This window comes from Ruegeria sp. N11 (assembly GCF_056531525.1).
Window position 1 is genome coordinate 53465 of sequence record NZ_JBQFLX010000023.1, and the last position, 20595, is coordinate 74059.

At 60.4% G+C, this 20595-nt stretch carries 20 protein-coding genes; 8 read left to right on the forward strand and 12 right to left on the reverse strand.

The window, feature by feature from the left end; translation table 11 throughout:
* Window positions 1-87 precede the first annotated feature (87 nt).
* The 5 genes from ACR0J8_RS20380 (at window position 88) to ACR0J8_RS20400 (ending at window position 5710) form a co-directional block, all read left to right on the forward strand.
* Window positions 88-1617, forward strand: coding sequence for an ABC transporter ATP-binding protein (locus ACR0J8_RS20380; protein WP_170615669.1), 1530 nt, complete (start codon window positions 88-90; stop codon window positions 1615-1617).
* Window position 1618: 1 nt separating this feature from the next.
* Entirely contained in the window at window positions 1619-2713 is a 1095-nt protein-coding gene (locus ACR0J8_RS20385) for an ABC transporter permease (protein WP_170615667.1), read from the forward strand.
* Window positions 2713-3681 (forward strand): ABC transporter permease, encoded by a 969-nt coding sequence (locus tag ACR0J8_RS20390; RefSeq protein ID WP_170681850.1) that lies wholly within the window; start codon window positions 2713-2715, stop codon window positions 3679-3681. Before ACR0J8_RS20385 ends, ACR0J8_RS20390 begins: the two co-directional genes overlap by 1 nt.
* Before the next feature lie 338 nt (window positions 3682-4019).
* A complete protein-coding gene (locus tag ACR0J8_RS20395) occupies window positions 4020-4940 on the forward strand; it encodes a sulfite exporter TauE/SafE family protein (protein WP_170615663.1) in 921 nt (306 codons plus the stop codon).
* Window positions 4941-4942: 2 nt separating this feature from the next.
* The gene (locus tag ACR0J8_RS20400) at window positions 4943-5710 is read left to right on the forward strand and encodes a TIGR02186 family protein (protein ID WP_480527016.1); all 768 of its coding nucleotides are present in this window, start codon (window positions 4943-4945) and stop codon (window positions 5708-5710) included.
* Window positions 5711-5714: 4 nt separating this feature from the next.
* Here the strand turns inward: ACR0J8_RS20400 and ACR0J8_RS20405 are convergent, their stop codons facing one another.
* From ACR0J8_RS20405 to ACR0J8_RS20420, 4 genes are all read right to left on the reverse strand, one after another.
* Window positions 5715-6443: an SDR family oxidoreductase gene (locus ACR0J8_RS20405; protein WP_480527018.1), complete on the reverse strand. Its 729-nt coding sequence runs from the start codon at window positions 6441-6443 to the stop codon at window positions 5715-5717.
* Window positions 6440-7972 carry an ATP-dependent DNA helicase gene (locus ACR0J8_RS20410; RefSeq protein ID WP_480527020.1) on the reverse strand — a complete coding sequence of 511 codons (1533 nt, stop codon included), beginning with the start codon at window positions 7970-7972 and terminating at the stop codon, window positions 6440-6442. The genes ACR0J8_RS20405 and ACR0J8_RS20410 overlap by 4 nt, the downstream gene beginning before the upstream one ends.
* 60 nt (window positions 7973-8032) lie before the next feature.
* Window positions 8033-8671 carry an acyl-homoserine-lactone synthase gene (locus ACR0J8_RS20415; protein WP_480892002.1) on the reverse strand — a complete coding sequence of 213 codons (639 nt, stop codon included), beginning with the start codon at window positions 8669-8671 and terminating at the stop codon, window positions 8033-8035.
* Window positions 8672-8765: 94 nt separating this feature from the next.
* Window positions 8766-9488 carry a helix-turn-helix transcriptional regulator gene (locus ACR0J8_RS20420; RefSeq protein ID WP_480527023.1) on the reverse strand — a complete coding sequence of 241 codons (723 nt, stop codon included), beginning with the start codon at window positions 9486-9488 and terminating at the stop codon, window positions 8766-8768.
* Window positions 9489-9571: 83 nt separating this feature from the next.
* On the opposite strand from ACR0J8_RS20420, the gene ACR0J8_RS20425 reads away from it, so the two are divergent.
* The gene (locus ACR0J8_RS20425; protein WP_480892005.1) at window positions 9572-10270 is read left to right on the forward strand and encodes a glutathione S-transferase family protein; all 699 of its coding nucleotides are present in this window, start codon (window positions 9572-9574) and stop codon (window positions 10268-10270) included.
* The gene (locus ACR0J8_RS20430; protein WP_480527025.1) at window positions 10267-10653 is read left to right on the forward strand and encodes a DUF1801 domain-containing protein; all 387 of its coding nucleotides are present in this window, start codon (window positions 10267-10269) and stop codon (window positions 10651-10653) included. Before ACR0J8_RS20425 ends, ACR0J8_RS20430 begins: the two co-directional genes overlap by 4 nt.
* On the opposite strand, the gene rnr is transcribed toward ACR0J8_RS20430, so the two are convergent.
* From rnr to dapE, 3 genes are read right to left on the reverse strand one after another with little or no spacing between them, the layout of a single operon-like run.
* Window positions 10644-12902 (reverse strand): ribonuclease R, encoded by a 2259-nt coding sequence (gene rnr, locus ACR0J8_RS20435; RefSeq protein WP_480527027.1) that lies wholly within the window; start codon window positions 12900-12902, stop codon window positions 10644-10646. The genes ACR0J8_RS20430 and rnr overlap by 10 nt on opposite strands.
* Window positions 12903-12960: 58 nt before the next feature.
* On the reverse strand, window positions 12961-13536 hold the full coding sequence (locus ACR0J8_RS20440; protein WP_170619580.1) for a TIGR04282 family arsenosugar biosynthesis glycosyltransferase: 576 nt from the start codon (window positions 13534-13536) through the stop codon (window positions 12961-12963).
* Window positions 13537-13539: 3 nt separating this feature from the next.
* On the reverse strand, window positions 13540-14679 hold the full coding sequence (gene dapE / locus ACR0J8_RS20445; protein WP_480527029.1) for a succinyl-diaminopimelate desuccinylase: 1140 nt from the start codon (window positions 14677-14679) through the stop codon (window positions 13540-13542).
* Window positions 14680-14887: 208 nt separating this feature from the next.
* Between dapE and ACR0J8_RS20450 the strand changes: the two genes are divergently transcribed.
* The gene (locus ACR0J8_RS20450; protein WP_480527030.1) at window positions 14888-15946 is read left to right on the forward strand and encodes a transporter substrate-binding domain-containing protein; all 1059 of its coding nucleotides are present in this window, start codon (window positions 14888-14890) and stop codon (window positions 15944-15946) included.
* On the opposite strand, the gene ACR0J8_RS20455 is transcribed toward ACR0J8_RS20450, so the two are convergent.
* Genes ACR0J8_RS20455 through ACR0J8_RS20475 form a run of 5 tightly spaced genes read right to left on the reverse strand, consistent with a single transcriptional unit; the run spans window position 15943 to window position 20594 of the window.
* Window positions 15943-16287: a hypothetical protein gene (locus ACR0J8_RS20455; RefSeq protein WP_170681859.1), complete on the reverse strand. Its 345-nt coding sequence runs from the start codon at window positions 16285-16287 to the stop codon at window positions 15943-15945. The two genes, ACR0J8_RS20450 and ACR0J8_RS20455, sit on opposite strands and share 4 nt — an antisense overlap.
* Before the next feature lie 52 nt (window positions 16288-16339).
* Complete coding sequence (locus ACR0J8_RS20460; protein ID WP_480892012.1) at window positions 16340-17182, reverse strand: fumarylacetoacetate hydrolase family protein; 843 nt, start codon at window positions 17180-17182, stop codon at window positions 16340-16342.
* 18 nt (window positions 17183-17200) lie between these two features.
* A complete protein-coding gene (locus ACR0J8_RS20465; protein ID WP_480527034.1) occupies window positions 17201-17956 on the reverse strand; it encodes an SDR family oxidoreductase in 756 nt (251 codons plus the stop codon).
* Window positions 17957-17964: 8 nt separating this feature from the next.
* On the reverse strand, window positions 17965-19467 hold the full coding sequence (locus ACR0J8_RS20470; RefSeq protein WP_480527035.1) for an aldehyde dehydrogenase (NADP(+)): 1503 nt from the start codon (window positions 19465-19467) through the stop codon (window positions 17965-17967).
* A gap of 14 nt (window positions 19468-19481) precedes the next feature.
* Window positions 19482-20594: a fumarylacetoacetate hydrolase family protein gene (locus ACR0J8_RS20475; protein WP_480527037.1), complete on the reverse strand. Its 1113-nt coding sequence runs from the start codon at window positions 20592-20594 to the stop codon at window positions 19482-19484.
* Between the last annotated feature and the right edge of the window lies 1 nt (window position 20595).

The window sequence follows — 20595 nt, forward strand, 5'->3', positions numbered from 1 at the left end:
TCGCATGGGACGGGGGATTTTATCTCCCGTCCCAACTCACTCTGCCGCTGTTTGACTACGCGGCCCTTCGGCAATTGAGGGCAAGACATGACCGTCCCCGCCATTGAGCTCAAAGGGATTTCCAAAGCCTTTGGGCCGGTTCAGGCCAACAAAGACATTTCCATCAGCGTCGCCCCCGGCACGATCCACGGGATCATCGGTGAAAACGGTGCGGGCAAATCCACGCTGATGAGCATCCTCTACGGGTTTTACAAAGCCGACAAAGGCGAGATCTGGATCAACGGGACAAAGACCGAAATCCCTGACAGCCAGGCCGCGATTGCCTCGGGGATCGGGATGGTGTTCCAGCACTTCAAACTGGTCGAGAATTTCACCGTTCTGGAGAACATTGTTCTGGGCGCTGAAGACGGCGGGCTGCTGGCCCCGTCTTTGTCCAAGGCGCGCAAGGAACTGAAAGCGTTGGAAGAAGAGTACGAACTTTTCGTGGATCCGGACAAACGCATCGACGAGATCGGCGTGGGCATGCAACAGCGTGTCGAAATCCTGAAAGCCCTGTATCGCAAGGCCGAGATTTTGATTCTGGACGAGCCGACCGGCGTTCTGACCCCGGCCGAGGCTGATCAGCTGTTCCGCATCCTTGACCGTCTGCGGGCCGAGGGGAAGACCATCATCGTGATCACGCACAAGCTGCGTGAGATCATGGAGAACACCGATACGGTCTCTGTCATGCGCCGCGGGCAGATGACTGCGACGGTCAAGACCGCCGACACCAGCCCCGAGGAACTGGCCGAGCTGATGGTTGGCCGGAAGGTCCTGCTGCAAGTCGATAAAGTGCCCGCCCAGCCCGGCAAACCTGTGCTGGAGATCGAGAATCTGCGGGTGAGCGATCAGGCGGGTGTAGAGCGCGTCAAAGGTATCGACCTGACGATCCGTGCCGGTGAGATCGTCGGCATCGCCGGTGTTGCGGGCAATGGTCAGTCCGAATTGCTGGAAGTTCTCGGCGGAATGCGACCGGGGCAGGGGTCCATCAAGCTGAACGGCACCCCACTGGCGCTGAGCGGACCGGGTTCGGACGGGCGCGCGCGCCGCGATCAGCACATCGCGCATGTCCCCGAAGATCGGCAGCGCGAAGGTCTGATCATGAATTTCCACGCTTGGGAAAACGTCGCCTTCGGCTATCACCGTGACCCTGCCTACAAGCGCGGCATTTTCATGGACAACGCTGCCCTTCGGGCCGATACCGAGGCCAAGATCGAGAAATTCGACGTCCGCCCGCCCAACCCGTGGCTGACAGCCAAAAGCTTCTCTGGCGGAAACCAGCAGAAAATCGTCGTTGCCCGCGAGATCGAGCGCAACCCCGACCTGCTGCTGGTCGGCCAGCCCACACGCGGTGTGGACATTGGTGCGATCGAGTTCATTCACAAACAGATCGTCGCACTGCGTGATCAGGGCAAGGCAATCCTGCTGGTCTCGGTCGAGCTGGAAGAGATCTTCTCGTTGTCCGACCGGATTGCGGTGATGTTTGACGGACATATCATGGGCGAACGTCTGCCCCATGAGACAGATGAAAAAGAACTGGGCCTGTTGATGGCCGGTGTGGCGGGAGAGGCCGCGTAATATGGAAAAAATGCCCAAATGGGCCGATGTTGTCCTGATCCCGCTGATCAGTCTGATATTGGCCGCAATCCTCTCGGCACTGGTCATCCTGGCCATCGGTGAAAACCCAGTCGAGGCCGTGAAGCTCATGGTTTCCGGCGCGCTTGGGTCGACCTATGGCTGGGGGTACACCCTGTATTACGCGACGAACTTCATGTTCACGGGGCTGGCGGTGGCCGTCGCCTTTCATGCGCGCATGTTCAACATCGGCGGCGAAGGACAGGCCATGCTGGGCGGCCTTGGGGTTGCCATCGTCTGCCTTTATGTCCCCTGGCCACACTGGAGCATTGCCCTTCTGGCCGCCTGCGCCGCGTCAATGGTTTTCGGTGCGGCATGGGCTGCGATCCCGGCCTATCTGCAGGCCAAGCGCGGCAGCCATATCGTGATTACCACGATAATGTTCAATTTTATCGCAGCGGCGGTTCTGAACTATGTTCTGGTCAATGTGATGCGCCCCCCGGGGGCGCAGGATCCGGCGACCGCCCGGTTCCCCGAAGCCGTTCATCTGCCTACGTTCCAGTCCATGTTCTCGACGGCCGAAAACGTTCTGTTCAAAGGTGCCCCGGCCAATATCACCTTCTTTGTCGCCGTTCTGGCCTGTTTCGTGGTTTGGGCGCTGATCTGGCGCACCCGGCTTGGCTATGAAATCCGGGCCTATGGTCATTCGGAAACCGGGGCCGTCTACGCAGGCATCTCACCCGTGCGCATTACCATCATCGCCATGCTGATCTCGGGCGCGCTGGCTGGTCTTATGGCCATCAACAACGTCATGGGCGAGGCGGAGCGACTGGTTCTGAACTCGACCGAGGGTGCGGGTTTCATCGGTATCGCGGTGGCGCTCATGGGGCGGTCTCATCCGTTCGGGGTGTTTCTGGCGGCAATTCTTTTTGGCTTCCTGTACCAGGGCGGCGCCGAGTTGGCGTTCTGGACCAGTATTCCGCGCGAGTTGATCGTGGTGATTCAGGCCCTGGTGATCCTGTTCACCGGCGCGCTGGACAACATGGTTCGTATGCCGCTTGAAAAACTGTTCCTGGGCATGCGGAAAGGAGCTGAGTGATGGAAACATTCCTGATCATCATCCAGGTCCTGGACTCAACCATTCGCCTGGCAACACCGCTGCTGCTGGCCTGTCTGGCCGGGCTCTATTCCGAACGGGCGGGCGTCTTCGACATCGGACTAGAAGGCAAGATGCTGATGGCGGCTTTCTTTTCCGCCGCCGTGGCAGCAGTGACCGGGTCGGTCTGGCTGGGCTTGTTGGCAGGTGTTGCCGCATCTTTGGTTTTGTCCGCCCTGCACGGCGTTGCGTCGATCACATTCCGGGGCAATCAGTTGATCTCGGGCGTGGCGATCAATTTTCTGGCGGCGGGGATGACCGTTCTTGTGGCGCAAAGCTGGTTCCAGCAGGGGGGGCGAACACCTTCACTGATCGGCGGCGGACGGTTTGGGCCGATCGAATTTCCCTTTGCGGAAGCATTAAGCGGTGTTCCGTTCATTGGCCCGATTTATTCCGAGTTGCTGTCTGGGCACTCGATTCTCGTCTACGTCGCCTTTCTGATGGTGCCTGCCACTTGGTGGATCCTGTTCCGCACCCGGTTCGGCCTGCGACTGCGCGCCGTGGGTGAAAACCCCGCCGCGGTGGATACGGCCGGTGTTTCCGTTGTGGGGCTTCGCTATGCCGCTGTTGCCATCTGCGGCCTGCTTTGCGGGATCGCCGGTGCCTATCTGGCCACCGCGCTTCAGGCCGGGTTCGTCAAGGACATGACAGCCGGGCGTGGCTTTATCGCGCTGGCGGCCCTGATCTTTGCGAAATGGAGACCCTGGCACGCGATGGGGGCCTGCCTTCTGTTCGGTCTGCTTCAGGCCATCGCTCTGCGATTCCAGAACATCGATCTGGGTGGGGTTGTCATACCGGTGCAAGTCATGGACGCGTTGCCCTATATCCTGACCGTGGTGATCCTTGCCGGGTTCGTGGGCAAGGCCGTGCCGCCACGCGCCGGGGGCGAACCCTATGTGAAGGAACGCTGATAGGTCCAGTTCCGACTAGTATCTCAGTCCTGTTCGCTGCAGAGCGGCATGCAGAGTTGATTTTGCATGTCGCACCCGCTCTAAAGGGGTATGCAAACGCCCCCTTTCATAACCCGGTCTGCAGACAGGCTTTTTTCGCTTTCCGAATCCTCGGACTCTGGCTCCGGGATTGTTGTGCGGGTCAGTCTGTCTTTGCCGCAGGTGGGTCATAAACAGAGATTGTTCGCCCAGAACGCTGCCAAGACCGTGCCGGTGCGTCGCACTTGCGGCCAGACCCATTGCAATAAGACGGGCTTTGTCACATTACACGACCACACCCAGCCCGTTTAGAGAACATCATGCAGATTTACCTTCCAATCGCCGAAGTATCCGTGAACGCCTTTCTGCTGTTGGGTCTGGGCGGAATGGTGGGCATTCTTTCCGGCATGTTCGGAGTTGGCGGTGGGTTCCTTATGACCCCGCTGCTGTTCTTCATAGGCATCCCTCCCGCTGTGGCGGTTGCAACCGAGGCCAACCAGATCGTGGCGTCGTCGTTCTCTGGCGTGTTGGCGCATTTCCGGCGAAGGACCGTGGACTTTCGAATGGGTACCGTGTTGCTGACCGGAGGTCTGATCGGCGCGGCGCTGGGCGTTGTGGTGTTCAACTACCTCAAAAGCCTGGGTCAGGTCGATTTGCTGGTTACACTGTGTTACGTCGTGTTTCTGGGTGTCGTCGGTAGCCTGATGTTTATCGAAAGCCTCAACGCGCTGCGCAAGTCGAAGAAGGCCGGAGGTTCGCCTCCCAAGCGACGTCAGCGCGGCTGGGTTCACGCCATGCCGCTCAAGATGCGCTTTCGGACTTCGGGCCTGTATATTTCGGTCATTCCGCCGGCGCTGGTCGGTCTGTGCGTCGGCGTGCTGTCCGCCATCATGGGCGTGGGCGGCGGGTTCATCATGGTGCCTGCGATGATCTACCTGCTGGGTATGCCGACCAAGGTCGTTGTGGGAACATCGCTGTTTCAGATCATTTTCGTGACGGCGTTTACAACAATGCTGCATGCCACCACGAACTACACTGTTGATGTGGTCCTGGCGGTGCTTCTGCTGGTTGGTGGAGTTATCGGGGCGCAGATCGGCACGGTCATCGGATCGCGCATGCCGGCCGAGCAGTTGCGTGTTCTGCTGGCGGCCCTGGTGCTTGCCGTATGCGGAAAACTTGCGCTGGACCTGTTGCTTCAACCCTCCGAGTTGTACTCGTTGGGCGATGCGGGAGGGCACTGATCATGATGCGTTATCTGATCGCCGTTCTGAGCCTTATCTGCCTGCCTGCGCATGCAGAGGATGAGCAGGTCGTTCTTGGCCTCAGCCAGGACCGGGTTGCAATCACCGCAAACTTTGACGGTTCCGAAATTCTGATTTTCGGGGCGGTCAAGCGCGAAGCGCCGATCCCGCCGGGCCCTCCGCTGGAAGTGATCGTTGCGGTCGCCGGGCCATCCAGCCCTGTAACGGTGCGAAGAAAAGAAAAGCGGCTGGGTATCTGGGTGAACACCGACAGCGTGTTGGTCGATCTGGCACCCAGCTTTTATGCCGTTGCAACCAGTTCACCGCTGAATTCCATCCTGTCGGACGTAGAAGACCTGCGCCACCGGGTTTCGATCGAACGTGCCATCCGGTCGGTGGGTGCCGCGATGCATATTCGCGGCGCGCAGGACTTTGCGGATGCGGTTGTTCGAATTCGCGAGCATGAGGGCCTTTACTCGATCCGAGAAAACACCGTGGCTGTAGATGAGCAGACCTTGTTCAGAACCTCGATCGACATGCCTGCAGACTTGACCGAGGGCGATTATGTCGCGCGCATTCTGCTGACACGCGGCGGAGAGGTTGTTTCCCAATTCGAGACGGTGATCGACGTGCGCAAGGTTGGACTTGAACGGTTTCTGTTCAACATGTCCCGCCAACAGCCGGTCTGGTACGGTCTGATGTCGCTTGTCATCGCGATCTCGGCCGGGTGGGGCGCCTCGACCGCGTTCAGATTGCTGCGCGAGAAGTAAACCTTTAGCCCCGGCCGATGTAAGGCATCGTGGTGGCCATCACCGTCATGAACTGAACATTCGCCTCGGGCGGCAGCGAAGCCATATGCAACACAGAGCGTGCCGCATCCTCGACAGACATAGTCGGGTCCGGGGTCGTGCCTTCTGCCATCGCCGCGTCGACCAGGCCCTGCACTATTTGCGTGCGCGCGTTGCCGATGTCGATCTGGCCGCAGGCAATTCCAAAGCTCCGCCCGTCCAATGACAGGCTGCGGGTCAATCCGGTGATCGCGTGTTTCGTCGCCGAGTAGTGGACCGAGTTGGGACGCGGGACATGGGCCGCTATCGAACCGTTGTTGATGATACGCCCGCCTTGTGGCGACTGATGGCGCATGATGCCAAAGGCCGCCCGGGCACACAGGAACATCCCGTTGAGGTTCACGTTGACCGAGTTGTACCAGTCGTCCAGCGCGATCTCGTCAATGGTTCCGCCAGGCGCGAAGATGCCCGCGTTGTTGAACAGCACGTCCAGACGGCCAGCCTGTTTGGTGAAAGTATCGAAGGCGGCGGCGACTGCGTCCGGGTTCGTTACATCGGCAACCAATGGGACAGCGTTTTCGTGAGACTCTGACATTGCCGTCAGAACATCGGCACTGCGCGCCAGAAGGCCGACGCGCCAGCCTTCCTTCAGAAACAACTCGGCGGTTGCCCGGCCGATACCGGAACTTGCGCCGGTTACGATGATGGTCTTCATGTGTCTTCAGCCTCGAGAACCAGAGATGCCACGGGGGCTGTGCGCAGGTCATCAACGCGCAGCGGATGAGTCGGCTTGGACAGGCGGTTGCGCACGACCCAGATCAGCCGTTCCTGCGCGCGGGTTATGGCCACATAAGCCAGGCGCTTCCACAGGGGTTGTCCCGCCTCGGTACGACCCATTCTGGCGGCAGCGTAGATATCGGGCGCAAAAACCTGAACCGTGTCCCATTGCGACCCCTGCGCTTTGTGAATCGTCACGGCAGCACCATGCAGGAAGGTTGCCCCCATACGGGCGGCATAGGGGATAAACGGCTCTTCCTCGTCCGGTTTCTCAATCTTGACGATCGAGGCGGCGCTGACCTGCGGGTCTTCAGCCCCCATAACATGCAGACGCGAAAAACCCGGTTTGCGCCCGGGACCCAAATAGATGACCTGCGCGCCCTTGATCAGGCCGCGCGCTTCCAGATCCAGCCGCTTCTTGCGGTGTTTCAGCGGCAGTTCCAGACCGTCGCAGATCAGGGGTTCACCCTCCAGCAACTCGGTGTCGGGGGCGCCGTGAACATGCCGGAAGGCGTTGATCAGGCGAATGCGCGTGGCGTTGCGCCAGACCAGAACCGGGCTGCGCGCCATCAGGTCAACCTCGACCCGCTGCCCCCAGACGACGCGGTCATCCTGCCTGGCGGTCTGCTCGACCAGCCTTTCGAAATCCTCGAACCCCATCGCCGGGTCCGCCAGTGCATGGGCAAGGTCCAGAATCGGGTTATCCGCATCCTGCCGGTGGACCCGGTGCAGTGTCAGCTTCCGAGGCTCGGGCAGAGCTTCGAATACCATGCTGCCGGACTGGTTCACAGGCGCAAGCTGGGCCGGATCCCCGAACAGCAGCAGGGTGGGGAAAATCTCTTTCAGGTCCTCGAACTGCCGGTCATCCAGCATCGAGGCTTCGTCGACAAACCCGATATCGAGCGGTTCGTCCCGGCGTTTCCACCCGGTAATGAAGTCCGAACCCCGCAGTCCGGCAGCGGCCAGCGCCCCGGGGATGGATTTGTTGTTGGCATAGAATGCCGCAGCCCGGTCGAGCGCCTCATTCGTCAGCCCCTCGATTTCAGGGCGTTCGTCATTGCCTGCCAGCCATTCGGCAATACGTTCATATTCCGGGTCGTATACAGGCGTGTAAAGGATGCGGTGGATGGTTGTTGCGGGAACCCCGCGCAGGCGCAGAACGCTGGCCGCCTTGTTGGTCGGGGCCAGAATGGCAAGGCTGCGCTTGTCTTTTGACTTACGGCTTTCAAAGTCGCCAGACACGATCTGAACACCGGTTTCGGCCAGCGCCTTGAACAATTCAGCCAACAGCAGTGTTTTGCCTGACCCGGCCTTGCCGATCACGGCCATCGTTTCTGTCTTTCCACCTCCGGGCGGCCTGAGCAGCGCGTCATCGTCAAGGTCGACGCCCGCCGATTTCAGCATCTCGGAAATGCTGTCATAGGCGGCGGCCTGATCATCGGAAAAGGTGACAAGAGGCAAGGACATGGCGCGACCCTACAGGGCCGCGTCAGTCACCACCAGACGCGGAGTCCGCTTTTCACGAATTCAGGCCGAAAGCGCGAACCGATGTTGCGCACTGCCCCCGAACGCTGCACGAAACCACAGCCGGGACAGGTCTCGGGAAACCCCCGCCCGTTCAGCCACCCGGTTGCAGTCCTCGGCTGAATAGGGCCACAGCCCGACCGAGATCTGATCCCGGCCCTTGCCCTGCGACCCCAGCACCACCGGCGAAGACCCTATCAGACGGTAGATCCGGATCATCCTTGCGTCGAAGACACCGGCAATATGGGTCAGGCCAAATCCTTCCATCACTTCGCCACCGCTCAGCATTATGGCACCTGCCGTGTGCGGGCTGGCATTGCGCGACAGGCAGAACCGCGTAACCTCCCAGATCAGCGGGCTGCGGATAGTACTGCCGCCCGTCAGATGACCAAAGACATCGTTTACCATGACCGGGCCGGTTGTCGGCAGTATCCGCATCGAACCGCCATGGCTGCCATCGGGTTCTTTCCAGATGACATAAAGCGGGTTCAGATCGTCATACCGATCCCGTTCTTCGCCGTTTTCGTCGACATCAACATCCCATCCCAGCCGGGTCTTGAACTGATCGGCGCGGTCCAGAAACATCCCCTTGGCCAGTTTTGGAAATTTATGCAGTTCGTCAGCATATACATAACGCAACATGACTTGTTCCCCTCGTCGTCCTGTGCAGGAACGAATGGGGTACAAACCCGTGGTTAATTTCCCGTTTGGTGACCGCGCGTTGCTTAAGTGGCTGTTAGGACTCGCCGTTCTGGTATTCCCGGCTATGCGCCTCACGGTCTTCTCGGATTCGGGCCAGTGCTTGCCGCAGAAAGGGAACGCGATTGGGGCGAAAGCTTTCTTCCGTGATCTTCATGTCCTGCATCCGGTCCAAGCGGAAAAACCGGAAATCCCGGCGCAGGTGGCACCAGCTCAGCAGAATGCTGGCCCGATCCATATAGACGATGCTGAGCGGATTGACGCGCCGCGTGGTGGCATCGCCTTTTGCATCGGTATAGGCGAACTCGACCGTGCGTTCATCCCACGTGGCCTGCCGCAGATCAGGGACATGAATCGAGGGCGTGGCCGGACGGTCAAAACGTGTTGCTGTCAGCACCGCATGGCTTAGCCTGTGGGACTGGCGCTGTGGCAGGCGGCCCTGCAATTTGCGCAGCGCCGCGCTGGCTGCGTCGGACAGGGCAGGGTCCCCGATCTGCTGCACTTCGCGCAGGCCAAGAACAAGGGCTTCAAGTTCATCATCGGTAAAACCAAGCGGTGGCAGGGTCGCGTCTTCGATCAGGGTGAACCCAAAACCGGCCTCTCCGTCGATGACTGCGCCAAGGCCGCGCAATGTGTCTATGTCGCGGTGAACCGTGCGGGCCGAGACACCAAGATCCTGCGCCAGTTGTGAGGACGTTCTGGGAGACGGGCCCGAGCGCAGGGCCTGCATCAGTTGGAACAGTCGGGTGGTTCGGGTCATGATGCAACTTAGCCTAAACCTGATGTCAGTTTCTGTCATCAGTCGGAGTTATGCATCGACCATCCCATTTAGGAGCGATTTTGATGCTGACCCTTCTGACCTTCCCATCCGCCTTTGGCCAATACAGTGCCAGCCCCTTTTGCGTGAAAACGGCTCTCATGCTGCAGCACTCCGGCCAGTCGTGGCAACGGTCGGATCTTCTGGATCCCCGAATGATGCCGCACCACAAGCTTCCGGTGTTGCGCACACCCGACCGGTTGGTGCCGGACAGTGACCTGATCCGGGACTGGCTGGAGGCGCAGGGCGCCGAATTCGACCGGGGCCTGAGCGACATTCAAAAGGCGCAATCGCGTGCTTTGGTGCGAATGGCTGAAGAACACTTGTATTTTCAGATCGTTCTGGACCGCTGGGGCAATGACGAGGTCTGGCCGATCCTGCGAAACACGTTCTTTACCTCTGTACCGGCTTTGATCCGAAAGCCGGTTTCCAATGCCATCCGAAAATCCGTTCTGAAAGGATTGCAGGCGCAGGGGGTTGGCCGATTTTCGGTTGCTGAACGGATGGAACGGATCGAGCGGGATCTGGAGTCCATCGCCGCATTTCTTTGGCAATCTCCGTTCCTGCTGGCGGAACACCCGACATCGGCGGATATGAGTGTTGGACCAATTCTCGCGGCGATGCGAGCGACACCGGCGGACACTCCGCTGACGCGGCGGATCAAACAGGATAAACTGCTGAACAGCTATATTGACCGCATGGAACAGGCGATCCCACTGATATGAGACCTTTTGACGACCCGGCAGTGGCACAGGCTTTCGAGGATCTGCCCCAGAGCACCCGAAAGGGTGCCCTGATCCTGCGAGAGCTGGTCTTTGAGACCGCAAGCGATCTGGAAGCCGCGCAGCCATTGACCGAAGCGTTGCGCTGGGGCCAGCTTGCCTATCTGGCGCCCAAGGGATCGACAGTCCGGCTTGGTAGCCACAAATCCGCCAGCTTCGCCCTGTTCGTACATTGCCAGAGCCGGTTGATGGGCGATTTCACCTCGGCCTTTCCCGGTGAGGACCGGATCGATGGCAATCGAGCCGTGTTGTTCGATGACATTGGCCAGATCGACGAAACCCGTCATGGGTGGCTGATCGCGCGGGCGCTGACTTATCACCTCTGACGGCGTTTGCGTTCGACCTTGCGCTTGATCTTGTCCTTCTTGCGCTTGGTGCTGACCGCCTTGCGCCGGGTTGCCCGCTTTGCCGGCCCCCGTCCGCGCGGCAGGGCCTGATCGTCAATCGACAACAACTCCAGTTCCAGCCCGCCAGTCACAGGCGTCGCTTCAGTCAGACGAACGGTGACACGCTGACCTATGGCGATGATCAGGCCGGTGTCCGACCCCATCAGGGTTCCGGCCTCGCGGTCGAAATGGAAGAACTCCCGACCCAGTGAGCGCACCGGCACCAGCCCGTCCGCGCCGGTTTCATCCATCTTCACGAAGGCGCCGAACCGGGCGATGCCGCTGATGCGACCGGTGAACTCATTGCCCACCCGCTCGCTGAGATAGGCGGCAAGATAGCGGTCGGTTGTGTCCCGTTCCGCCATCATCGAACGACGTTCGGTGTCCGAGATTTGGGTCGCAGTCTCTTCCAGGCGGTCGATGTCATCCTCGGTCAACCCGTCCTTGCCCCAGCCATGGGCCGAGATCAGCCCGCGATGCACGATCAGGTCGGAATAGCGACGGATGGGCGAAGTGAAATGCGCATAGTTCCGCAATGCCAAACCGAAGTGGCCGAAATTCTCGGGGTTGTAATACGCCTGCGCCATCGACCTGAGGGTGGTGAGGTTGATCAGTTCTGCGTCCTCGGTTCCGGCAGCGGCGTTTAGCAGCGCGTTCAGGTGGCGTGTCTGCAACACTTGTCCCTTGGCAAGGTTGAGGCCCGCGGCCTGAGCCGTTTCGCGCAGGCTTTCCAGCTTTTCGGGGGCAGGTTCTTCATGCACCCGGAACAATAGTGGCTGGCGCTTGGCGATCAACGTCTCGGCGGCGGCGACATTGGCGAGGATCATGAACTCCTCGATCAGTTTGTGTGCGTCCAGACGTTCGCGGAAGGCCACGCTCACCACCTCTCCGCTGTCGCTGAGGACGATCTTGCGTTCGGGCAGGTCAAGTTCCAGTGGTTGCCGTACCGAGCGCGCCTTTTTCAGCGCGGCATACGCAGCATAGAGCGGTTTCAGAACCGGTTCCAACAGGGGTCCGGTACGGTCGTTGGGATTACCGTCAATAGCTTCCTGCACTTCGGTGTAATTCAGCGAAGCAGCAGAGCGCATCAGGGCCCGAACGAAGCGGTGGCCGATCTTGTTGCCATCCGCGTCGATCTGCATTCGCACGGCGATACAGGCGCGCGGAACACCTTCGTGCAGCGAACACAGATCACCCGACAAACGATCCGGCAGCATCGGCACGACCCGGTCGGGGAAATAACTGGAATTGCCGCGCTTGCGCGCCTCGCGATCCAATGCCGTACCTGGCTGCACATAAGCTGCCACGTCTGCAATCGCGACCCAGATGACATGGCCGCCGGGGTTCTTGGGATCGTCGTCGGCATGTGCATAGCAGGCGTCGTCATGGTCCCGTGCGTCCGACGGGTCGATGGTCAGCAACGGCATGTCCCGCAGGTCTTCGCGTCCTTTCAGGCCGACGGGTTTGGCCTTGTCAGCCTCGTCAATCACCTTGTCCGGAAAATCATCAGGTATGCCGTGCTGATGGATGGCGATCAGCGACACGGCCTTGGGCGCAGACGGATCACCCAGCCGTTCCACGATCCGCGCACGGGGCAGGCCCATGCGGTTCTTTGGCCCGGCCTGTTCGGCCTCGACCAGTTCGCCGTCTTTCGCGCCCAGCACCGCGCCATCGTGAACCAGCCATTCGGTCTGGCCGGTCTTGTCGATGGGAACGATCCGCCCGCCCTCGGCACCTTTGCGGAAGATGCCGACGATCTTGCGCGGGTTGGTTCCGATACGGCGGATCAGTCGCGCCTCGTAATTGTGGTCTTCCTCATGCACCACCGTCAGGCGAGCCAGGATGCGGTCCCCTTCGCCCAGCGCCGGATCGCTGGCGCGGGCGACGATCAGGACAACGGGCTCGACCCCTTCGCCATGCCATTCCAGCGGACGTGCAAACAGATCGCCGTCAGCGTTCGGCGCCTTCACCTGCAACACACTGACGGGAGGCAGACGGTCGGGGTCGCGATAGCTGCGCTTGCGCTTTTCCAGATGCCCTTCGGCCTCTAGCTCCTTGAGGATACGCTTGAGGTCAATTCGGTCCGCGCCCTTGATGCCAAAGGCCTTGGCGATATCGCGTTTCGAGGTCAGGGTGGGGTTCGCCGAGATCCAGTCCAGGACCTCCTGCTTGGTGGGGATGCGAGTCATGATTTCGGCCTAGCACGGGGATGCGACCGCGTCATGACCAAAAAAGCAGTCGTGTGGATCAGGTTTGCAGATCTGCGACGGTATCCACGTCGTTCAGATAATCCAGCAGCGCGAAGCTGCGATCGGGGATCGAGGCGAGTGTGTCCGCCAGCGCGTGTTCCGTCGACCAGCGCACGTTATTGAACAATCCGGGTGGCAGCGCCGCTACGCCTTGCGCACCAACCAGCCAGTACCCGCCATCTGTCGCAGGTCCAAATACCATTTGCGTCGCCCCCAGGGCGCGAAAGGCGCTTGCGATGTGGTTTCGGGTAATGCCCGGTATATCGGCACCGATCAGGCAGACGGGCCCGTCCGGAGCGCTGCGTAACATCCGGGCCATGCGGACGCCCAGATCGCCTTGCCCTTGCGCGACGCGCGGCAAATCGGCGGGCCAGATCCGGCTGGCCAAACCCTCCTGATCGGGTGAAACGGCCAGCATGATCTGCCACCGAGGATCGCGCAGCCGCCGGATCAGAGCCCTTGCCTGATGCCGAAACCACCACGCTGCACCAACCATGCCGATATCCCGACCCAGTCGCGTCTTGACCCGACCCGGGCGTGGTTCCTTGATCATGATAATCAAAGTGCGTTGCATGGATCAGGCGAAGTAATCCCCGAGAATGCGGGTATAAATCGCCTTGAGCTGTTCGATTTGCGCGACTTCGACGCATTCGTCGACCTGATGCATGGTGCGCCCGACAAGCCCGAATTCGACCACCGGGCAATGGTTCTTGACGAAGCGCGCATCCGATGTACCGCCGGTTGTGGACAGCTCGGGAGCGATTCCGGTTTCGGCTTCGATCGCGCCCGAAACCAGATCCGACAGGGGGCCCGGCGGCGTCAGAAAGCTTTCGCCGGAGATTTTGATGCGGGTATCGATGGTGACGCCAAACTCTTCGGCAACCCGGTCCGCTTCGGCGTCTAGCCAGTCGCTCAGGCTTTGCCCGGAATGAAGGTCGTTGAAGCGGATGTTCACTGCCCCACGACATTGCGCGGGGATCACGTTCGTGGCCGGATTTCCGGTATCGATTGTGACGACCGCAAGGGTCGATGCATCGAAATGGTCCGAGCCCTGATCCAGCTGGTGGCTGGCCAGCCGGTCCATCAGCCGAGCGATGGCGGGCACCGGGTTCTTCGCGCGATGAGGATAGGCCGAATGGCCTTGTACCCCACTGACAGTGAACCATGCGGTCATCGAGCCGCGCCGCCCGATCTTGATCATATCACCCATGCGGTTCGGGCAGGTGGGTTCGCCAACCAGACAGACCGACATACGTTCGTCCGCAGTGTCCATGTAATCCAGCAATGCGGTTGTGCCGTCCAGCGCATCGGCTTCCTCATCCCCGGTGATGGTCAGGATGATGGCTCCGTCCGGCGGAGTGTCCCGTACGAAATCAATAGCTGCGGCTGCAAACGCAGCGACGCCCGACTTCATGTCCGTGGCGCCCCGGCCATACATGACCCCATCGCGTATTTCGGCCCCAAAGGGCGGCATGGTCCATGCTGCCTCATCACCTACAGGAACGACGTCGGTATGCCCGTTGAAGCCGAAGCTACGCGCATGGCCCTTGCTGCCCCAGCGCGCAAACAGATTGCTGATCCCGCCGCGATCCGCCCGGGTGCATTCAAAGCCCGCGTCCGACAGGACTTTCTGCAACAGAACCAGCGCGCCGCCTTCCTCGGGTGTGACCGATGGGCAACGGATCAGGTCTGCCGTCAATTGTACCGGGTCTGTCATCGCGGGCCTCTTGTCTGTATTGCTGGGCAGGTTCGTGCACAGATTCAACGAATTGGCCCGATTGCCAACCCCAGGGCGCAAATTTTCCAACTGTTTTGCCCACGCATGTCTGGTTGAGACGTCCGGAAAACATGGCGCTTTACCCCGCGATCACCTTGCCGCCCGGTCCAAAACTAAGTTAGAGGGCCGCGAAACAGGTATCTTGTCGATGAAACGCCTATTCTTCGCAGTGATCTGCCTGACTTTCGCCGTTCTTGCACAGCAAAGCCAGGCGCAATCGCTTACGGTCTCGACCGTAACCCGCCCCCCGTTTTCCTATGTCGAGGACGGGGACCAGAGCGGTTTTTCCATGGACTTGCTGGAAGCCCTGTCCAGCGCGCTGGGCTGGGAATATTCGGTCAACCGGTTGGATGCCTTTGGGGACATGCTGAATTCGGTGCAGGACGGGACAGCGGATCTCGCGATCGCCAATATCTCGATCACCGCGTCACGCGAAACGAGTATGGATTTCAGCCAGCCGATTTTCGAATCCGGTTTGCAGATCATGGTTCCGTCCGAAGCGATGCGCCGGCCGTCCCTGCTACAGGCGCTGTTGTCGCGCGAACTGTTCATAGCCATCGGGCTGGCTTTTGCGATCCTGCTGGGCGGCGGGATGCTGATGTGGAGTTTCGAGCGGCGCGCGCAGCCCTATTTTGACCGTAAGCTGAACGAGGCATGGTTCCCGTCTTTTTGGTGGGCATTGAACCTGGTGGTCAATGGCGGCTTCGAAGAACGCATGCCCCGCACGCCTTTTGGCCGTTTGCTGGGGGTCATTCTGGTTGTTTCCTCGCTGTTCATCGTGTCCGTTTTCACGGCCCGGATTACATCGGTCATGACAGTGGATGCGATCACCGGCAGCGTAAACTCGGTCAATGACCTTTACGGCAAGCAGGTTGGCACGATCTCAGGCTCGACCGCCGCCAACTTTCTGAACCGTCGGGAAATTGAATTTACCGGCTATCCCGGACTGGAAGAGATGCTGACATCCTTCGAGAAAGAGGAACTGGATGCGGTCGTCTTCGATGCACCGATCCTGTCCTATTACGCCTCTCATGAAGGCCGGAAAATCGCCTCGGTGACAGGCGGAATTTTCCTGCGCGAAACCTATGGGATCGCCTTTCCGACCGGCTCGCCTTTGGTCGAAGAAGTCAACCAGGCGCTGCTGTCCCTGCGTGAAGACGGCACGTATTCAGAAATCTACCGCAAATGGTTCGGGGCGCGGAACTAGGACTGTTCCGGATCCCCGAAAAACGGCGTCATCTGCGCGACGATGACCGCGTTTTCATCCAGCGCCCGTTGCATCAGAGCACGTTCGTCGGAATCGATGTCATGGCCCTGCGCCTCACGCTCGGCCAGTGTGCCATAGCCGGTAACATCCAGCGGAGCGGTATCGGCCTGTTTCAGAATCGCCACGGTTTCCCGTACCGCTTCCGCCTCGTCCACGCCGCTGGCAAAACACATCAGTGCGGCACCGGTCGCGCCCTCGGGCAGACCGTCACCTTCTTTCCGTCCGATCTGAACCAGCAGCGTATAGACCTGCTGGCGAGAGGGTTTCTTTTGCTTGTCCATATCCGGGCCTTAGCGCCGCACCCGGACATGGTCAAGTTCACGGTTGCCCGGATCAGCCAGCAACGACGTTCTGTTTCTGCACGCCCAGACCTTCGATGCCCAGTTCGATTTTGTCACCGGGCTTCAGATAGGTCTGCGGTGTCTGACCCATCCCGACACCCGGCGGTGTTCCGGTGGCGATCACATCGCCCGGCTGCAGGGACATGAACTGGGAAAGGTACGAAACTACTGTCGCAACGGCGAAATGCATCGTCCGGGTCGATCCGTGCTGATAACGATGCCCGTTCACCTCAAGAAACATTGCCATGTTTTGCGGGTCCGAAACCTCGTCCCGCGTCACCAACCACGGGCCAATCGGACCAAACGTATCCGCCGACTTGCCCTTGACCCACTGGCCCGAGCGATGAAGTTGGAAATCGCGTTCAGACAGGTCGTTGATCACGCAATAGCCCGCCACATGGTCTAACGCTTCGGCTTCTGACACGTATTTTGCGGCTTTGCCGATAACCACGCCCAGTTCGACCTCCCAATCGGTTTTGACCGATCCGCGCGGGATTTCCACGGTGTCATTCGGCCCCATGATGGCCGAGGTTGCCTTGAAAAAGACGACTGGCTCCTGCGGCAGTTCCATACCGCTTTCGTCAGCATGGTCGGCATAGTTCAGGCCAATGCAGATAAACTTTCCGACCTGCCCGACACATGCACCGATCCGGGTATTCGCATCGGCTTGCGGCAATTGAGCGGGGTCCAGCGCGCGGAGTTTTTGCAGGCTCTCATCGCCCAGCGTTTCGCCGGCAATGTCATCCACAACCCCCGACAGGTCCCGAATTACTCCGGTATCATCCAGAAGGCCCGGTTTTTCCTGACCGACAGGCCCAAAGCGCAGAAGTTTCATCCTGTTTCCCTCATTCGTTCAGATCGTCCAGCCGCCATCGATGGAAAAGGGCTGTCCGGTGGTGTATTTGCTGGCGTCGCTGGCCAGGTAGAGTGCGAGTTCCGCGATCTCTTCGGCGGTTCCGATGCGCCCCATGGGCTGGCGCGCGATAAAATCCGTCATCGCCTTCTGATAGTCGCCGGTTTCGCGCAGCCGGTCATGCAGAGAGGGGCTGTCCACAGTCCCCGGACAGATCGCGTTGCAGCGAACCCCTTGCGTGACGAAATCCGCCGCGACCGATTTGGTCAGACCAATGACGGCCGCTTTCGAGGCGCAATAGGCAAAGCGGTTCGGCACGCCCTTGATCGACGAGGCAACCGACGACATGTTGATGATCGAGCCGCCGCCGTTTTCCAACATGTTCGGTAAGATCAGCCGGGTCAGACGATACATGGCCTTGACGTTCAGGTCGAAACTGAAATCCCAGTCGCGTTCCTCGCATTCCAGAATGGACCCGTTTGCAACATAGCCCGCGCAATTGAACAGCACATCCAGTGCCGGCAGATTCGCGACAGCGGCCTGCACAGCATTGGCATCCGTCACATCCAGTTGCAGCGTTGTCACCCCCGCTGTTCCATCAAGCGAGGCCAACGCATCAGAGTTGATGTCGCATGCAATGACCTGCGCCCCTTCGGCGGCAAAAAGTTCGACTGACGCTCGGCCGATGCCTTGGCCTGCCGCCGTGATCAGGGCGGTTTTCCCGGCCAGTCGCGCTGGTGTTCCTTCGTTCGGCATACCGGACCTCATCCCTGTTCCGGCAGCAATTCGGCTGGAAAATTCTGATAGCAAACGGGACGCAGGAAGCGCCGGATCGAAAGCGTTCCCACAGAAGTTGCGCCAAAGTTGGTCGAGGCCGGGTAGGGCCCGCCATGGACCATCGCGTCGCAAACTTCGACCCCGGTGGGGAACCCGTTGGCCAGAATGCGCCCGGCTTTTCGCTCCAGCAGTGGCAGCAGCGAACCGGCATCCTGCGCGTCGCCCGCATCCATGTGAACGGTGCAGGTCAACTGGCCTTCGATCGTACGGGCGATATCGCGCATTTCGCAGATATCCTGAACGCGCACGATGATGCCGAGCGGGCCAAACACCTCTTCCTGCAATCGATGGTTCGATTGCCAGTCTTTGCCGGAAACACTGAACAGCCAAGGTCTGGCTGAGCGTGTCTCACAGCTTTCGCCCAGGATCCGGGTAACACCGTTGCAGGCCGCCACGCGATCTGACCCTTGCCGGTATGCGTTCGCGATTCCGTCGGTCAGCATGGTTTGGGCGGCAACGTCCTGCAGCGCATCTGCTGTCGCGGCTTCCAGCGCGTCCGCATCCGGGCCATCGATCACCACGGCGATGCCGGGATTTGTGCAGAACTGACCCGCGCCCAAGGTGAGCGAACCGGCCCAGCCCGCACCGATATCTGCCGCGCGGGCAGCCGCCGCCTGAGGCAGGATAAACATCGGGTTGACCGACCCGAGTTCACCGAAGAACGGAATAGGCTCGTCCCGTTGCGCGCACAGATCGAACAGCGCCCGCCCCCCGGCCAGGCTGCCGGTGAAGCCAACTGCGCGGATCAATGGGTGCTGAACCAGCCGTTCGCCGACTTCACGTGCGTCACCCTGAACCAGCGAGAAGACACCCGGGTGGACCCCGCAAGCCTTGACGGCGGCGTCGATGGCCTGTGCGACGATCTCGCCAGTGCCCGGATGTGCCGGGTGCCCCTTGACGACAACCGGGCATCCGGCGGCCAGCGCCGCGGCGGTGTCACCGCCCGCAACCGAAAACGCCAGCGGGAAATTGGAGGCCCCGAATACGGCAACCGGACCCAGAGGGCGCTGTATCATCCGCAGGTCCGGGCGCGGCAGGGGCGCGCGGTCGGGCATAGCTGGGTCATGGCGCATGTCCAGATAGTCACCCTGAAGGATGTAATCGGCGAACAGGCGCAACTGTCCCACTGTCCGCCCGCGCTCTCCTTGCAGGCGGGCTGCGGGAAGGCCGGTTTCCTGGCTGCCAATTTCGGTGATTGCATCCCCCTGGGCATCGATTTCGTCGGCGACCCGGCGTAACAGCTCTGCCCGTTCGGCGCGCGAGGACCAGCCGTAGGTTGCAAACGCCTCTTCGGCGGCGTCGACGGCGGCGTCGACGTGAGATGCCGTTCCCGCCGCAAAGTCATGGGCGGGGCCTTCTGCAGGCTGCGAAGCAAAGACAGTGTCCGCGCCAATCCATTCGCCAGCGATCAGGTGTTTTCCGGTGAGCATATTTTGGTTCTTTCTTACAGCAGGCCGCGCCGGGCCAGGTTTCGCATCAGATGGGACGCCCCGAAACGCCATTCGGGGCACTCAGTCGCCAGACGCACCGTGTTGGTCAGTGTGCCCAGCTTTTCACTGGCGATGGTTACAACGTCTCCCAGCTTGTGTGTAAACCCTCCTCCGGGTGTTTCCCGATCCTGCGTCGGGGCGAACAGGGTCCCGAGGAACAGCATCAGGCCGTCCGGATACTGGTGATGCCGCCCGATCGTCTGGCAAACAAGATCTGCAGGATCGCGGCTGATCTGGGACATGGAGGAGCTTCCGTTCAGGTTGAAACCGTCCGGACCGTTTACAGTCAGTGTCAGTTCGGCCTGTCGCACATCGTCCAGCGAATAATGGTCATCGAACAGCCGGATCAGCGGACCGATCGCGCAGGACGCATTGTTGTCCTTGGCCTTGCTCAGCAACAAGGCCGAGCGCCCCTCGACGTCGCGCAGATTGACGTCATTGCCCAATGTCGCACCCATGATCACGCCTTGCGAATTCACGGCAAGCACGATTTCGGGTTCTGGGTTGTTCCATTCCGAAATCGGGTGCAGACCAATCTCGGCCCCGTACCCCACCGACGACAGGACCTGCGCCTTGGAAAAGACCTCGGCGTCGGGTCCGATGCCCACCTCAAGGTACTGGCTCCACAAACCTTCTTCGATCAGGGCTTGTTTTGCCTTTGCAGCGGCGCCCGATCCGGGGACGATATCGCTCAGTTTCTTGCCGATGCGGGCACCGATCCGGTTGCGGATGCTGTCGGCCCGGGCCGGGTCGCCACCGGCCTTTTCTTCGATCACGCGTTCGACCATTGAGCCGGCAAAGGTGACGCCGCAGGCTTTGACGGACTGCAGATCACAAGGGGCAAGCCAGGCAAATGTATCGCGGGCAGGGTCCAGCACATCACCGTCGGCGGCGCGGACATATTCCACCGCATCTTCGCGTTCGAGGACATCCCGGATCGTAGGCGCGGTTCTTGATGTGATGTCCATCAGGCTTTCGCCGCGCAAGGTGACAACGCACGGTCCAATGCCGGCCCGTTCGACACGACCCAGCCACACACCGTCGCGGTCAAATTCAGACAGGTTCATT